This window comes from Achromobacter sp. ACM04 (assembly GCF_014851465.1).
Taxonomy (GTDB): domain Bacteria; phylum Pseudomonadota; class Gammaproteobacteria; order Burkholderiales; family Burkholderiaceae_B; genus Achromobacter; species Achromobacter aegrifaciens.
The window spans coordinates 966,880-980,403 of the sequence record NZ_JACUZS010000002.1; the positions used below are offsets into that span (position 1 = coordinate 966,880).

Consider the following 13,524-nt stretch of genomic DNA (forward strand, 5'->3'; position numbering starts at 1 on the left):
AGAAAACTGGCCTGTCCGGGCCGGCCATTCTATCCGTAGACTCACCCGATCGCCACGGCAACCGCGGGCGTAACCATGCAGGAGCCCGCGCCAGGCGGGGCAGAATCGGAAAATATGGCAAGGTCATACAACTTCAGCGCTGGTCCGGCTGCGCTGCCGCTGGAAGTGCTGCAGGAGGCGCACGAAGAGTTCTTCGATTTCGCGGGCACCGGCATGTCGGTAATGGAAATCAGCCATCGCTCGCGCGTGTTCATCGATATTGCACGCCAGGCGGAATCGGACCTGCGGGCCATCCTGCAGATCCCCGACCGCTACAAGGTGCTGTTCCTGCAAGGTGGTGCTTCGTTGCAGTTCTCGCAGGTGCCGATGAATCTGCTGCGCGGCAAGGCGTCGGCGGATTACCTTCACACGGGGCTCTGGTCCGGCAAGGCCATCGATGCGGCCCGGCGCTACTGCAAGGTCCGCGTCGCGGCCAGCAGCGAGGCATCGGGCTTCGACCGCATCCCTGCGCCCGGCGAATGGCAGCTCGAGGCCGATGCGGCCTATCTGCACTACACGGAGAACGAGACGGTGCATGGCGTGCAGTTCCCCGCCGCGCCGGACGCGTCCGTCCCGCTGGTGTGCGATGCCTGCTCCAGCCTGCTGTCCAAGCCCATCGACGTGTCCCGGCACGGTCTGATCTACGCCGCCGCGCAGAAAAACATGGGGCCCGCCGGCGTCACGGTCGTGGTGTTGGACGAAGCCCTGCTGGACGGCGCGCTGCCCATCACGCCCGACGTGCTGAACTATGCGCACGCGGCGCGGGCGGACTCGATGCTCAACACGCCCGCCACCTTCTCCTGGTATCTGACCGGACTGACGCTGCGTTGGATCCGCCGGACCGGCGGCGTGGAACGCATCCATCAGGCCAATCAGGCCAAGGCCGGGCTGCTGTACCGCGCCATCGACGCCAGCGACGGCTTCTACTTCAACAAGGTCCGGCCGGAATTCCGGTCCATCAACAACGTGCCGTTCTTCCTGGCCGATTCCGCCCTGGAGCCCCTGTTTCTGCGCCAGGCCGAGAGCGCCGGGCTCATGGGGTTGAAAGGACACGCCCACACCGGCGGCATCCGAGCCAGTCTGTACAACGCGGTGGAGCTGCCCGCTGCGGCCGCACTGGCCGATTTCATGACAGACTTCCAGCGCACGCAGGGCTGAAGCCGGCGCGGCGGCCCTAAGAAAGCACAGGGAGACCAGCATGGATTTCAGGCAGCTCAGGCAGTTCGTGGTTCTGGCCACGGAATTGAACTATCGCAAGGCGGCCGCCCGGCTGCACATGACCCAGCCTCCGCTCAGCGTCGCAATCAAACGGCTCGAAACCGAGATTGGTGCAGACCTCTTCGAACGGGACCGCCTGGGCGTGCGCCTCACGGTCGCCGGCGGCGCCTTTCTGCGCGAAGCGAAGCGCCTGCTGGAAGGCGCCGATGCCGCGCTGCAGACTGCACGCGATGCGGCCGAAGGACGTATGGGCGCGCTGCGGGTATGCGCGGTGCCCAGCGCCGCGTTGAACCTGCTGCCGCGCATCCTGCCCGAGTTTACGCAGCGCTTTCCGCACATACGCCTGCGACTGACCAGCGGCAGCACCGTCGGCATCCTGGCAGGATTGCAGCGCGGCGAGCTGGACGCGGCATTCCTGGTGCCGCCCGCGTCCGGGGTGCCGGGCATCGCAATCACGGGCTTGCAGCGCGAACGGCTGGCGCTGGCCGTGCCTGCGGGCCACCGGGTGGCAGGCATGAAAAGCGCCAGGCTCTCGGACCTGTCGGATGAAACGCTGGTGACCCTGGCGCACTCCGACAGCCCCGGGTTCGCGGGAGAGATCGTCGCGGCCTGCCAGCGCGCGGGGTTTCATCCCCGGGTTCTGCAGGAATCGTCCCACGCCCTCATCAGCCTGCCGCTCATCGCCGCGGGCCTGGGGGTCGCCATCGTGCCGGCGGCGCTGCGCCGGATCGCCATCGACAACGTGGCATATGTGGACCTCATGGACGTGGAGGGCGCGCCCCTGACCTACGCCATGGCGTTGGCAGCGCCCGCCCAGTCCATGAATCCGGCAGTCCGCTGGTTCATCGACACGGCGCGCGAGGTGCTGGGCGCGCAAGCCGCCTGACGCCCCTGGGGCTTACGGCGCCGGACGCGAAAGAATGCCCGCCCATTTTTTCTGTTCGGCCACGACCCGCTGCTCGAACGCCGCTTGCGATCCATCCACGGGTTCGCTGCCACGCGCGTAGATCTTGTCCTGCACCGATGGGCTTTTTGCCACCGCGGCAATGGCCATGTTCAGGCGCTCAACCACATCGGCCGGCGTGCCTTTGGGAACGGCAATACCCGACAGCGACCCGCCTTCCACGTCCTTGCCCAGCACTTCCTTGACCGTGGGAATGTCAGGCAGATTGGCCAGGCGTCGCGACGACGTCACCGCGTAAGGACGAATCTGCTTGGCCTCGACGAAACCCACCGCGGTGACGGCGGAAACGGCCGTCAGATCCGTGTTGCGGCTCATCACGGCCGTCATGGACTCCGATCCGCTCTTGTAAGGCACGTGCAGCATCTTCACGCCGGTCGCCTGTTGCAGCAGCTCCAGAACTTGATAGTTGTCGGAGCCCTCGCCGGCCGTGGAGAACGCGATATTGTCAGCCTTGGCCGAGGCGGCCTTGATGATTTCCGGCAACGATGCATATGGACTGTCCGCACCCACCGCCAGCACCGTCGGCGTATTGGCCAGCATCGCGACGTAGGTGAAGTCCTGGTTCGGATCATAGGGCAGCTTCTTGTAGATCAGCGGATTGACCGCGACCATGCCGTTGGTGATCACCAGCAGCGTATAGCCGTCGGCCGGCGACTTCGCCACCGCGCCCGCGGCGATCGAGCCGCCCGCGCCGCCGCGGTTCTCCACCACCACCGGCTGGCCCAGCTCGCGCGTGAGGCCCTCGGCGAACACCCGCGCCGTGGTGTCGGTCACGCCGCCGGCGCCGAACGGCACGATCAGGCGTATGGGCTGCTCGGGATACGACCCCGCCCATGCCGCCGCAGCGGGAAGCACTACACCCAACAAAGCCGCCATGCAGCGGCGCAATCCCTTGTTCATCGCGCGATCTCCATTTTTTTGAGGATTTCAAGAAGCCGTTGTTCCAGGTCCGGGGCCAACGGCGCGAGAGGCGCGCGCAGATGGCCGCTGTCCAGGCCGCGCAAGCGCAAGCTCGCGGCGACGGTCCGCGGCAAGCCATGGTCCATGAGAAAGTTCAAGAGATCGATCTGGCGGCCGAACCATTCGTCCGCGCCGCGCGCGTCGCCGGCCATGGCGCAGCGATACAGGTTCAGGGCAAACGACGCGCTGACGTTGGCCGACGCCGTGCACCAACCCGCCGCCCCTTCCGCAAACCCGGTCCGCGCCATGCAATTCAGGCCGATGTACACCGCGGTCCGGTCCGGGCAGGCCGCGCGCAGCCGCGCGATCTTCGTCGGGTCCGGACTGCTTTCCTTGATCATGGTGACGTTGGGCAGCTCGGCCAGCCGGGCCAGGAACTCGACGGGCAGATCCATGCCCGTCGTGAACGGGTTGTTGTAGACCATCACCGGTGTGGAGACCGACTGGCAGACCTCGCGGTAGTAGGCGTGGATTTCGTCCTGGGTCAACTTCCAGTAGGTGCTAGGCAATAGCTGCAAGGCTGCGGCGCCCGCGCGTTCGGCGTAGCGCGCGTGACGCACCGTTCTGGCGGTACTCAGGCTGGACACGCCCGCGAGCACGGGCAGCCGCCCGCTTGCCGCGCGGATGACGGTGTCGATGACGGCCTCGCGCTCGCCGTCGTCCAGGTAAGGCAGGCAGCCGACGCTGCCCAGCGGCGCCAGCGCATGCACGCCCTCGCCGATCAGCCGCTCGACGTGCGCTTCCAAGAGCGCATGGTCCACCCGCCCGCGTTCATCGCAAGGCGTCAGCAGATAGCCGATGATTCCCTTCAAGTGCATCGCTCGTTCTCCATGTTGGCTTGCAGTCTAGGGACGCCGCCCAGGCCGGTCCAATACCTATTTCCAGGGCGCCTGATACCTCCCGCCCACACTGCAGTACAGGCAAATCTTGTATCCAGTAATTCCCGCACAAGGCCGATAGACTTTCCCGGTCTATCACCAAGGAGCAAGCCATGAGCAGCAATGACGATCTCGACCAGGCGCAGACCCATCACATGCCCGAGTACCGCAGGCCGGAGGACATGGAATGGGAAATGGGCCGGTTCAAGAACAAGACGAAGTTCCTTTTCCATACGCGGGCGGAACGCCTCACCGAACCCAACGCAGGATTTCTCCGCTATGAACCCGGCGCGGGCTTCCGCCTGCACAAGCACGACTTCGCCCAGGTCTGGTACGTGATCGAAGGGGAATTCAACATGGGCGGAAAGATGTACGGCCCCGGCACCGTGGTGTTCCATCCGGACCCGCACATCGAGGAAGCGCTCAGCACCGAAACGGGCGGCACCTTGTTCTTCGTCCAGTACCAAGGCCCAACGACCGGCGGCCGGCCGGTGTACGAAGGCCGCATGAACATCAAGGGCGAGCCGCCCGCGATCACCGAGCAGGACCTCGAACACTGATTCCCCGCGGTTCCCCGGGCGGCAACCATGATCGGCGGCCGTCCATGGCCGGCATGGACCGGCCGGCATACCAAGAAATAGAAAATTCCAAGGAGACAACCCTCATGCACGCCCCTCTTCTGCGCGCCTGCCTCGTGTGCTTGACGCTGGCGCTTGGCGGCCTGGCCCAAGCCGCCACCGACTGGCCCGAACGCCCCATCACGCTGGTCGTGCCGTTCGGCGCCGGCGGCATCACCGACCTCACCGCCCGCACCGTGGCCAAACAGCTTCAAGCCGAGCTCGGCAAGCCGGTGGTCGTAGAGAACAAGCCGGGCGCCGGCGGCAATATCGCCGCCGACATCGTGGCCCGTGCCAAGCCCGACGGCTACACGTTGATGGTGATCACCAACGGCATGGTCGCGGTCAATCCGCTCATCCACAAGCAGCTGAACTACGACGCGCTCAAGGATTTCGCCTACGTCTCCATGATCGCCAACACGCCGCTGGCCCTGGTCGTGCCACAAGACTCCCCGATCCAGGACCTGCCGGCGCTGGTGACGCGGGCCCGCAGCAAGCCGGATGCCGTCTCCTTCGCCAGCTCCGGACAAGGCACCTCGATACACCAGGTATTCGCCCTGATGCAGCGACAGACCGGCGCCACGCTCATGCATGTGCCCTACAAGAGCGGCGCGGAAGCCGCCACCGCCCTGCTTTCGGGCGTGGTGGACGTGACGGCGGTAGAGACCGTGGTGGTCGGACCATTCATACAGTCCGGACGGATGCGGGCGCTGGGCGTAACCTCGGCACAGCGGGTGTCAAATTTGGCTGACGTTCCCGCCGCCCGCGAAGCCCTGGGCGGCGATTTCGATGTGGGCTCGATATCCGGACTCGTAGCGCCTGCCGCCACGCCCCAGAGCATCCTCGACAAGCTGGAACATGCGATGCGGGCGGTGGCGCAGAGCGAGGGCATGGCGCAGCTCCATGCGCAAGGCAGCCAGCCCATGCCCGCGGGATCGCAGGTCTTTCTGGAGCGCATGCGCCAGGAACAACGGAAATGGCGGCTGGTATTCTCCGCGGAACCCGGAAAATAGCCGCCGGCGCACCGCCGCACAATCGTCAAGGACTGGGAGTCAAGCCATGGATCGCGCATATCCCGCCGCGGAAGAGCTGGTGCAGCATCTGGTGGAGTCGATCTCCGCGAAGATCTTCAATGGCGCATATGCGCCCGGACAGAAGCTGCGGCAGGAGACCCTGGCCGAAGAATACGACGTCAGCCGCACGCCGGTGCGCGAAGCGTTCCGGCAGCTGGAGACCAAGGGCCTGATCGTGCAGCAGCCGCGCTACGGCGCCACGGTGGTGGCGCCGACCCTCAAGGACATAGGCGCGAACTACTGGCTGCGCGGCGAGCTGGAAGGCATGGCGGCGGAACTGGCGGCACGCTGGATCTCCGACGCCGACCTGCAAAGACTGCAGGCCGCGCACGCCGAATGCGCCGAGGCGGTCGCCGCGCTCTACGCCGAGGTCAACGCGGGCGGCTCGGCCGCGCCGCGCCAGGCCGCCGCGCCCATGCGGCATTGGGTCGTCAAGAACCAGGAGTTTCATGCCCTGATCTTCCGCGCTGCGGGCAATCCGTCGCTGGAGCGCATCATCAAGGACCTGCACACGGACTACACCAAGAACATTCTCAACATGACCGTGCTGGGCATGTACGAGGCCCGCATGAAGAAGAACATCGAACATCATGCGGCCGTCGTCGAAGCGCTGACGGCGCGCGACACCGCGGCGTCGCGCGCCGCCATGCGCGCGCATATCCATGAGTCCGGGGAGTTCGTGGTGGACTGGCTGCAAAAGCGTCCTGAAGGCCGCAAGCCGCCACGGTAGCCGCGGCCCCGATTCGGCCGAAAGCCACGTGCTACCATGCCGGCGGAAGGGCGCAACGCAGACGCCAGGGACATGGATCAGCCTGGCCACTCGCAAGCCGTGGAGCGCCTGCCGACCCGCACAGGAAGCGACACGGATTCGAGCATGAGCGAGACCAGGAACACGTCTAGATCCTCGATCGAGATTTCGGAAGAAATCCTGCGACGGATCAGGAACGGGCAATACCTGCCCGGCGATGCCTTGAGCCAGTACGAGCTGGCGACCGAGTTCGAAACCAGCCGCACGCCCATCCGCGAGGCCTTGCGGTTTCTCGAAGCGCGGCGCGCCATTACGCTGACCAGTACCGGCCGCGCCGTGGTCACCGTGCCATCCATCCGCGCCATCCGCGAAGCCTTCCAGATCCGCGCCGAACTCGAAGGGCTGGCCGCGCAACTGGCGGTGGACTGGATCGACGACCATGACCTGGAACTGCTGGCGCAGCACCAGAAGCACTACGCCGACGCCCTGCGCTCGCGCGTGCGCAGCGAAAGCGGTTCCGACTGGCTGAAGTTCAACGCCAAATTCCACAGCCTGATCACCCAGGCCAGCCACAACGAACGTCTGCACGAGCTGGTCGCCGAGTTGCAGGGCAGCATCGTTTCCAACGTGCTGGGGTTCGCCTCCAAGATGCCACCCCGCCTGATGGAAGAGAACATCAAACAGCACGAGGACATCATCACGGCGCTGACCTTGCGCAATGGCCCCGCCGCTCGCGAAGCGATGGCCACGCACATATCCCGGACGACTGAACTCGTCATCGAATGGATGGAGTCGCGGCGCTAGCCAGCTTTGCGCCGCTCGCGCCTTGCGGCTTCCCATAGGGACGCATCAACACGCCGCAGGCTGCCGCGATCAATCCCAGCCCCGCCAGATACAGCACGATGAACCGCGGCGACCCTCCGCCCAGGGACAGCAGGTACGTCGCCACCAGCGGCGCGGTGCCGCCGCCTATCGCCCCGCCTATCTGCACGGCCAGCGAGATGCCGGTATAGCGGACGTCCGGCGGGAACATGCTGGAAAAGAGGCTGGATTCCTGCGCATACATCGCGGCGTATACCAAGCCGAACGCCACCAGCATCGCGATGTTCGTGTGATAAGCCGTCTTCTCATCCAGCAGCGAGAAGAATGTCGCGCTGAACAGCGAGATCCCCAGCGCGCCGGCGATGAATATCGCCCGCTTGCTGATCATGTCGCCCAGCAACCCGAACAGCGGGATGGTGAACAATGCACCGACCGCTCCCCAAATGACACCCGTCAATATGGTTTCACGCGGCAGCCCCAGCGTACCCACGGCATAGGTCAATGAAAACGTCGCCAGCGTATAGAACCAGGTCTTTTCGGAGATGCAGGCCACCAGTGCGGTCAACACGGGAACCTTGTGCTCTCGGAGCACCGTCTTCAAGGGCAGCGCGTCCGGTTTCGGCTGGGCCTGCGCCTGCTTGAATTCCGGCGATTCGCTGACCTTGGCCCGGATGTACCAACCGACCAGCAGCAGGAACACGCTTGCAAGGAATGGCAGCCGCCAGCCCCAGCTCAGCATATCCGCCTCCGGTAGCCTGGAGACCGCGCCCATCGCCAGCGACGACAGGATCAGGCCGGGCGCGACCCCGACTTGCGGCAGGCTGCCGAACAGGCCCTTCTTGCCTTCGGGGGCATGCTCTACCGCCATCAACACGGCTCCGCCCCACTCGCCGCCCACCGCCAGGCCTTGCAGGAAACGGAAGAAGACCAGGGCCACTGCGCCCCAGTAGCCGATCGTCTCGTAGCTGGGCGTCAGTCCGATCAGGATGGTGGGCACGCCCATCAGCATCAGGCTGATCATCAGCATCGACTTGCGGCCGACGCGGTCGCCGAAATGGCCGAACACGATGCCGCCCAGCGGCCGCGCAATGAAACCGACCGCATAGGTGCCGAAGGCCGCCAGCGTCCCGCTGATGGGATCGATCGCGGGAAAGTAGATCTTGTTGAAAATCAGCGCTGCCGCAATGCCGTATAGAAAGAAGTCATACCACTCGATGGTGGTCCCGATCATGCTGGACAGTCCCGCGGTCACGTAATGCTTCTTCGAGCGCGAGGACGGCTGTTGTGAGATGGCGTTCATCCCGGTCTCCCTTGTTTCTTTTTTTTGCCCGACTACACGGCGGTGGTCTCTTCCGCCAGGCTCTTGCGCTCGCTGACGTTGAAGCGGCCTTCGTAGATCGCGCCCTGGCGGGTGTGCGGGCCGACGTACTGCACATACAGAATCGTGCCGGCCTCGATGGTTTCCAGCTTGCTTTCGAAATGGGGATCCGGATGGAAGATCATCGAACCCTTGCCGTGGAGCTTGCCTTCGATGAGGAACTTGCCGTCCAGGATGTACCAGATCTGCGCGAAGTAATGGTTGTGCAGCGGGTGTCCCGAACCCTTTTCGTAGCGCACGATGCCGGCGTTCGGAATGGTCGGATCCTCCGCCGTCGGATGGAACATCATCTTTGCGAACTGGCCTTCGTAGCGCAGGTTGGTCCACTCGAGGTCGTCCTCGTGGCGGGCGCGCATGCCCTGGTGGTCCTCGGTCAGCGGACCGCCGCGGCCGCCCTCGTTGATGATCTTCTTGCCTGTGATGGTGTCGATGCTGGTCATGTGCTGTCCGTCCTGAAGAAAGAAAAGTGATAAACACAAATGGGATCCCATTTGTATAAAACGGGATCCTATTCATCGGACATCGAAGCGGCTACTGGGTTTAACCCTTAGATTCAGCGGTAGAGATGGCGAGCGGAAGAAGCGCCGAGAGCCGCAGGCCGCGGCGAATTGGAACGGGGCGCAGCGCGCCCCTTGCGCCTATGCAAGGCTATGGTTGCGCAGCGTCCTCGTCGCCAGGACGCGCCAGGGCATAGGACAGACTCAGATCTGGTCCAGCCATTGCTCGATCGCCTGGCGCGCGACGTGTTCAAGCTGGGGACCATAACGCCGCGCGTCCTCGCGGATCACTGCGGGATCAATCTGGCGCAGGCTCAGTTCGCAGGCATGGCCGATGAGCCAACGTTCGATCTGTGCGGAATCCGCCTCCAGATGGAACTGCAGGCCCAGTATCCTGGGTCCCAGCGCAAACGCCTGGTTCGGGAAGCCCGGCGTTTCGGCCAGGCGCGCCGCGCCTTCGGGGATGGCGAACTGGTCCCCATGCCAATGCAGCACCGGCACCGACCCGACCGCGCTCAGCACGGAATCCTGCCCTTGTTGCGTAAGGGTCAACGGCGCATAGCCGATCTCGGCGCGGCCGGTGGACACCACGTCCGCGCCCAACGCTGCCGCCATGAGTTGCGCGCCCAGACATATGCCCAGGGTCGGTTTGTCCTGGCGCAGGCGTTGCGCGATGGCGCGCAGCTCCGGCTCCAGGAAGGGATAGCGGCCGGTTTCATAGACGCCGATGGGGCCGCCCAGGATCACGACGAGGTCGGCGTTAGCCACGGTGGCGGAGTCGATGGCGTCGACGCCGGCCTCCAGGTATCGCACGCTGTAGCCGCGATCGGCCAAGACCGGCGCCAATATGCCCAGGTCTTCAAAGGGAACGTGGCGGATCGCCAAAGCGCTGAGGCTCATTCCAGGAACTCCTATTGCGGGCTCGGATGGCGGTCCAGCCCGCCCAGCAAGCCTTCGGGGGTTGAGACGAACAGGTTTTCCGATGCCAGCAACCGTATGCCTTGCGGCGTGCTTTCCAGCAGGCGCCGTTCGCCCTCGGCGACCTGCAGGCTGAGCTGATAGCCGTCCTTGGCCGGCAGGCGCGCCGCGATGTCGCGGCTGTCGTCCAGCGCGGACGCCGCAGTGGATTCGAAATGACCGATCAGGCGGCCGTCGCGCTTGATGATGAGTCGGTACACCGGCATGCGCGCTACTCCTGAGAGCCGGACGCGCGCGATTCCGCGCCGTTGTCGGTCGGCCAGTAGTAGGAATCCGGCGTGTTGCGCGCGCCGAAGATGGCTTGACCGACGCGGACCACGGTGGCCCCTTCCTCGATGGCGATCTCGTAGTCGCCCGACATGCCCATGGACAAATCTTCCAGGCCGATGCCCGCGGGCGCGTCCTGGCGCAATTGGTCGCGCAGCGTGCGCAACAGCACGAAGCACTCGCGCACGCGCGCGGCTTCGGCCGAAAACAGCGCCAGGGTCATCAGACCGCGCACCCGCAGTCCCGAAAACGCGGGCAATTCGCGCAGAAAGGCCGCCGTCTCGTCCGGCTGCAGCCCATACTTGCTGGCTTCGCCCGAGGTGTTGACCTGCACGAAAACGTCCAGCTGGCGCCCTTCCGCTTGCAGCCGGCGGTCCAGCGCCTCAGCGACCCGCAGGCTGTCGAGCGCCTGGAACTCGGCCGCATAGCGGGCCACGAGCTTGGCCTTGTTGGTCTGCAGGTGGCCGATGACCGACCATCGCAGATCGGTCAGGTCGGCCATGGCTTCCCATTTCCTCGAAACTTCCTGCAGCTTGTTCTCGCCCAGGTAGCGGCAGCCAGCCTCGTAGGCCAGCCGGATGCGCGCTTCCTCCACCGTCTTGCTCACGGGCAGCAGGCGCACCGTGGCCGGATCGCGCCCGGCGCGGCGCGCGGCATCGGCGATGCGTCCGTTGACCGTGGCCAGGTTGTGGCGGAAGTCTTCGACCGACTGCGCCTGCGGCCAGCGGCCATGCTGGTCATGCTGTGTCTGGGTGCCCTTGTCTTGCCCTGGGTCTTGCTCGCTCATGCCTGAACCTCGCGGAGGAACAACGGCGGGCGCTTTCCATTACGCTTATGCCGTCTAAAGTTTTGTCATAGGTCAATATTATCACGCCGGCGCGCAGGCGGCCGATGCTACGCGTTGGCCGCCAGCCACTCGCGCGGCGAAACACCCATCCGCTGCCGGAACGCTTTGGACAAGGACGAGGCGCTGGCAAATCCCAGCTCCGCCGCCACCAGCTTGACCGCGCGGCCGGACCGCATCATGGACGCCGCCAGGCTCAAGCGCCAATCGGTCAGGTAGGCCGCGGGCGTGGCGCCGGTAGCATCCTTGAAGGCCGCTGCAAAGGCGCTGCGCGACATGCCCGCCATCGCCGCCATCCGCGCAAGCGACCAGTCTTCATAGGGCGAACGGTGCAGCGCCACCAACGCCCTGGCCAGACGCGGATCGGACAGGCCCATCACCAGACCGCTGGTCACACCCACTTCCTCCGGATGGTCGAGTATCCACCTGAGCAGCTGGATCAAGACCACCTCGAACAGGCGGTCGGCCAACAGGCGTGAACCGCAGCGCACCTGATCCGCCTCGGCGAACAGCAGGTCCAGCGCCGGCCGCAAGCCTTCGACCGCGTCCAGCGGGATCCGCACCACGGACGGCAGCGACTGGACGATGGGATTGCGTTCGCCGCCATCGAAATCCAACGCCGCGCAGGTGAAATCCGAGCCGTCCCGCGGCGGGTTCACGAATTCGTGATGCACGGCGCGCGGGTAGAACAGCAGGGTCGGCTCGGCCAGGCGCAGGCGCGGCGTGGCGGTCTCGCCCGGGCGATGCCGCACTTCCATTTCGCCCCGGCGCAACACGTGCAGGAAGCCGCGCCCAGGCACGGCTTCGAAAGCCTGGGTGCCGCATAGCGCCCCCGTGTGGAACAGCGTGGCGCGCACCCGGAAACGGTCCAGCAGCGCCGACAGCCGGTCAACCTGAATGGGAAGAGGATTGCTCATATCTTGGACGAAATGACAATTTTCATGGATTAAACAACACCTTACGTCCAGACATTCTACGTACGATTCCTCCAGCCCGTTCGATATCGGCGGCCTTTTTTTCATTTCCAGGAGTTACCGACATGTCCCGAGTTCCTCTTATCGATGCCAGCAGCGCCAGCGCGGACCGCAAGGCGCTGCTCACGCAGATCCACGGCGCCTTTGGCGCAACGCCGAACATGTTCAAGGCCGTGGCCAATTCGCCGGCTGCGCTGCAGAGCATGTGGGGCGCCTTCGGCGCGCTGGGCGGCGGGGTCATTCCCGCCAAGCTGGGCGAACAGATCGCGGTGGCGGTGGCCGACCGCAACGCTTGCGAATACTGCCTTGCAGCCCACACGGCCCTGGGCCGCAAGGCAGGCGCCAGCGCCGAAGAAATGGCGGCCGCGCAAGGCGGCGACGCCGCCGATCCCAAGACAGCTGCGGCGCTGCGCTTTGCGCTCAAGCTGGTGGAAGCGCGCGGGCAAGTGGGCGAAGCCGACGTGCAGGCCGTACGCGCGGCTGGCTACAGCGACCAGGAGATCGTCGAGATCCTGGCGCACGTCGCGCTCAACCTGTTCACCAACTACGTCAACGTGGCGTTTTCCGTGCCGGTGGATTTCCCGGCCGTGAAGCTGCGCCGCGCCGCATAGCACGACCACAGCGGCAGGCGGGGCGTCATCGCCCCGCCTGCCGCATCAGAGGAGCATTCAGATGTCCCGATCCGACACCCTGGCCGACGCACTGCCCCCGCCCTTGCTGGCGGACGAATGGCTGAATGCGGACGGTCCCATCGAACTCGCCGCCCTGCGCGGCAAGGTCGTGCTGCTGCATGCGTTCCAGATGCTATGCCCCGGGTGCCTGTCGCATGGGCTGCCGCAGGCCGAACGCGTGCACAGACTGTTCCGCGGCCAGGAGGTCGCGGTCATCGGCCTGCACACCGTGTTCGAACACCACGACGTCATGGGGCCCGCCGCGCTGCGGGCCTTCAATCACGAGTACCGGTGGAGTTTTCCCATCGGCATAGACCGGCCAGCGGCGACGGGCGCCATCCCGATGACCATGCAAGCCTACGGTTTGCGCGGCACGCCCAGCCTGGTCTTGTTGGACCGCCAGGGACGCGTGCGCCTGCAGCACTTTGGCAGCATCGACGACCTGGCCCTGGGCGCAGCCATAGGGAGGCTGCTGGCGGAGAACGATGTTCCTGCGGCACACGCGGCCGCATCCGATGATCCCGCCCGCGACGAGTGCGACGCGCTAAGCTGCCCCGCGCCGCGTCCGCACTAGACGCCGCGGGTCCTCCGATGCC

Annotated in this window: 16 protein-coding genes; 8 read left to right on the plus strand and 8 right to left on the minus strand. The window is 65.5% G+C overall.

The genetic code is table 11. The annotated features are described in order from the left end of the window. Positions 1 to 114 precede the first annotated feature (114 nt). Complete coding sequence (gene serC / locus IB259_RS15205; RefSeq protein ID WP_192329440.1) at positions 115 to 1,197, plus strand: 3-phosphoserine/phosphohydroxythreonine transaminase; 1,083 nt, start codon at positions 115 to 117, stop codon at positions 1,195 to 1,197. A gap of 40 nt (positions 1,198 to 1,237) precedes the next feature. Further along, on the plus strand, positions 1,238 to 2,143 hold the full coding sequence (locus IB259_RS15210) for a LysR family transcriptional regulator (RefSeq protein WP_192329442.1): 906 nt from the start codon (positions 1,238 to 1,240) through the stop codon (positions 2,141 to 2,143). A gap of 12 nt (positions 2,144 to 2,155) precedes the next feature. Here the strand turns inward: IB259_RS15210 and IB259_RS15215 are convergent, their stop codons facing one another. Together IB259_RS15215 and IB259_RS15220 are read right to left on the minus strand one after the other, a co-directional pair. After that, positions 2,156 to 3,121 carry a tripartite tricarboxylate transporter substrate binding protein gene (locus IB259_RS15215; protein WP_192329444.1) on the minus strand — a complete coding sequence of 322 codons (966 nt, stop codon included), beginning with the start codon at positions 3,119 to 3,121 and terminating at the stop codon, positions 2,156 to 2,158. Beyond that, positions 3,118 to 3,999, minus strand: a complete 882-nt coding sequence (locus IB259_RS15220; protein ID WP_192329446.1) for a dihydrodipicolinate synthase family protein — start codon at positions 3,997 to 3,999, stop codon at positions 3,118 to 3,120. The genes IB259_RS15215 and IB259_RS15220 overlap by 4 nt, the downstream gene beginning before the upstream one ends. Positions 4,000 to 4,172: 173 nt before the next feature. On the opposite strand from IB259_RS15220, the gene IB259_RS15225 reads away from it, so the two are divergent. From IB259_RS15225 to IB259_RS15240, 4 genes are all read left to right on the plus strand, one after another. Further along, positions 4,173 to 4,619, plus strand: coding sequence for a cupin domain-containing protein (locus tag IB259_RS15225; RefSeq protein WP_192329448.1), 447 nt, complete (start codon positions 4,173 to 4,175; stop codon positions 4,617 to 4,619). 104 nt (positions 4,620 to 4,723) lie between these two features. Then, entirely contained in the window at positions 4,724 to 5,689 is a 966-nt protein-coding gene (locus tag IB259_RS15230; protein WP_192329450.1) for a tripartite tricarboxylate transporter substrate binding protein, read from the plus strand. A 46-nt stretch (positions 5,690 to 5,735) separates the two neighbouring features. Then, on the plus strand, positions 5,736 to 6,479 hold the full coding sequence (locus IB259_RS15235; RefSeq protein ID WP_192329452.1) for a GntR family transcriptional regulator: 744 nt from the start codon (positions 5,736 to 5,738) through the stop codon (positions 6,477 to 6,479). 144 nt (positions 6,480 to 6,623) lie between these two features. Beyond that, entirely contained in the window at positions 6,624 to 7,301 is a 678-nt protein-coding gene (locus IB259_RS15240; RefSeq protein WP_119450402.1) for a GntR family transcriptional regulator, read from the plus strand. Here the strand turns inward: IB259_RS15240 and IB259_RS15245 are convergent. The 6 genes from IB259_RS15245 to IB259_RS15270 all read right to left on the minus strand — a co-directional run bounded on the left by IB259_RS15245 (position 7,273) and on the right by IB259_RS15270 (position 12,200). Next, positions 7,273 to 8,619, minus strand: a complete 1,347-nt coding sequence (locus tag IB259_RS15245) for an MFS transporter (protein ID WP_119450403.1) — start codon at positions 8,617 to 8,619, stop codon at positions 7,273 to 7,275. The two genes, IB259_RS15240 and IB259_RS15245, sit on opposite strands and share 29 nt — an antisense overlap. Before the next feature lie 32 nt (positions 8,620 to 8,651). Further along, positions 8,652 to 9,137 carry a cupin domain-containing protein gene (locus IB259_RS15250; protein WP_054452119.1) on the minus strand — a complete coding sequence of 162 codons (486 nt, stop codon included), beginning with the start codon at positions 9,135 to 9,137 and terminating at the stop codon, positions 8,652 to 8,654. 261 nt (positions 9,138 to 9,398) lie between these two features. After that, complete coding sequence (locus IB259_RS15255; RefSeq protein WP_054452120.1) at positions 9,399 to 10,094, minus strand: glutamine amidotransferase; 696 nt, start codon at positions 10,092 to 10,094, stop codon at positions 9,399 to 9,401. An 11-nt stretch (positions 10,095 to 10,105) separates the two neighbouring features. Further along, a complete protein-coding gene (locus IB259_RS15260; protein WP_054452121.1) occupies positions 10,106 to 10,378 on the minus strand; it encodes a hypothetical protein in 273 nt (90 codons plus the stop codon). 5 nt (positions 10,379 to 10,383) lie between these two features. Further along, a complete protein-coding gene (locus IB259_RS15265) occupies positions 10,384 to 11,226 on the minus strand; it encodes a YggS family pyridoxal phosphate-dependent enzyme (RefSeq protein ID WP_119450405.1) in 843 nt (280 codons plus the stop codon). A gap of 107 nt (positions 11,227 to 11,333) precedes the next feature. After that, the gene (locus tag IB259_RS15270; protein ID WP_054452123.1) at positions 11,334 to 12,200 is read right to left on the minus strand and encodes an AraC family transcriptional regulator; all 867 of its coding nucleotides are present in this window, start codon (positions 12,198 to 12,200) and stop codon (positions 11,334 to 11,336) included. Positions 12,201 to 12,322: 122 nt separating this feature from the next. Between IB259_RS15270 and IB259_RS15275 the strand changes: the two genes are divergently transcribed. Continuing rightward, positions 12,323 to 12,868, plus strand: coding sequence for a carboxymuconolactone decarboxylase family protein (locus IB259_RS15275; RefSeq protein ID WP_192329454.1), 546 nt, complete (start codon positions 12,323 to 12,325; stop codon positions 12,866 to 12,868). Positions 12,869 to 12,929: 61 nt separating this feature from the next. After that, positions 12,930 to 13,502, plus strand: a complete 573-nt coding sequence (locus tag IB259_RS15280) for a redoxin domain-containing protein (protein ID WP_192329456.1) — start codon at positions 12,930 to 12,932, stop codon at positions 13,500 to 13,502. Positions 13,503 to 13,524: the final 22 nt, after the last annotated feature.

Coding starts and splice junctions, on each gene's coding strand:
- IB259_RS15270 (WP_054452123.1), bottom strand. CDS start 12,200: ATGAGCAATCCTCTTCCCATTCAGGTTGACCGGCTGTCGGCGCTGCTG.
- IB259_RS15280 (WP_192329456.1), top strand. CDS start 12,930: ATGTCCCGATCCGACACCCTGGCCGACGCACTGCCCCCGCCCTTGCTG.
- IB259_RS15250 (WP_054452119.1), bottom strand. CDS start 9,137: ATGACCAGCATCGACACCATCACAGGCAAGAAGATCATCAACGAGGGC.
- IB259_RS15260 (WP_054452121.1), bottom strand. CDS start 10,378: ATGCCGGTGTACCGACTCATCATCAAGCGCGACGGCCGCCTGATCGGT.
- IB259_RS15215 (WP_192329444.1), bottom strand. CDS start 3,121: ATGAACAAGGGATTGCGCCGCTGCATGGCGGCTTTGTTGGGTGTAGTG.
- IB259_RS15265 (WP_119450405.1), bottom strand. CDS start 11,226: ATGAGCGAGCAAGACCCAGGGCAAGACAAGGGCACCCAGACACAGCAT.
- IB259_RS15235 (WP_192329452.1), top strand. CDS start 5,736: ATGGATCGCGCATATCCCGCCGCGGAAGAGCTGGTGCAGCATCTGGTG.
- IB259_RS15220 (WP_192329446.1), bottom strand. CDS start 3,999: ATGCACTTGAAGGGAATCATCGGCTATCTGCTGACGCCTTGCGATGAA.
- IB259_RS15225 (WP_192329448.1), top strand. CDS start 4,173: ATGAGCAGCAATGACGATCTCGACCAGGCGCAGACCCATCACATGCCC.
- IB259_RS15210 (WP_192329442.1), top strand. CDS start 1,238: ATGGATTTCAGGCAGCTCAGGCAGTTCGTGGTTCTGGCCACGGAATTG.
- IB259_RS15245 (WP_119450403.1), bottom strand. CDS start 8,619: ATGAACGCCATCTCACAACAGCCGTCCTCGCGCTCGAAGAAGCATTAC.
- IB259_RS15230 (WP_192329450.1), top strand. CDS start 4,724: ATGCACGCCCCTCTTCTGCGCGCCTGCCTCGTGTGCTTGACGCTGGCG.
- IB259_RS15275 (WP_192329454.1), top strand. CDS start 12,323: ATGTCCCGAGTTCCTCTTATCGATGCCAGCAGCGCCAGCGCGGACCGC.
- IB259_RS15240 (WP_119450402.1), top strand. CDS start 6,624: ATGAGCGAGACCAGGAACACGTCTAGATCCTCGATCGAGATTTCGGAA.
- serC (WP_192329440.1), top strand. CDS start 115: ATGGCAAGGTCATACAACTTCAGCGCTGGTCCGGCTGCGCTGCCGCTG.
- IB259_RS15255 (WP_054452120.1), bottom strand. CDS start 10,094: ATGAGCCTCAGCGCTTTGGCGATCCGCCACGTTCCCTTTGAAGACCTG.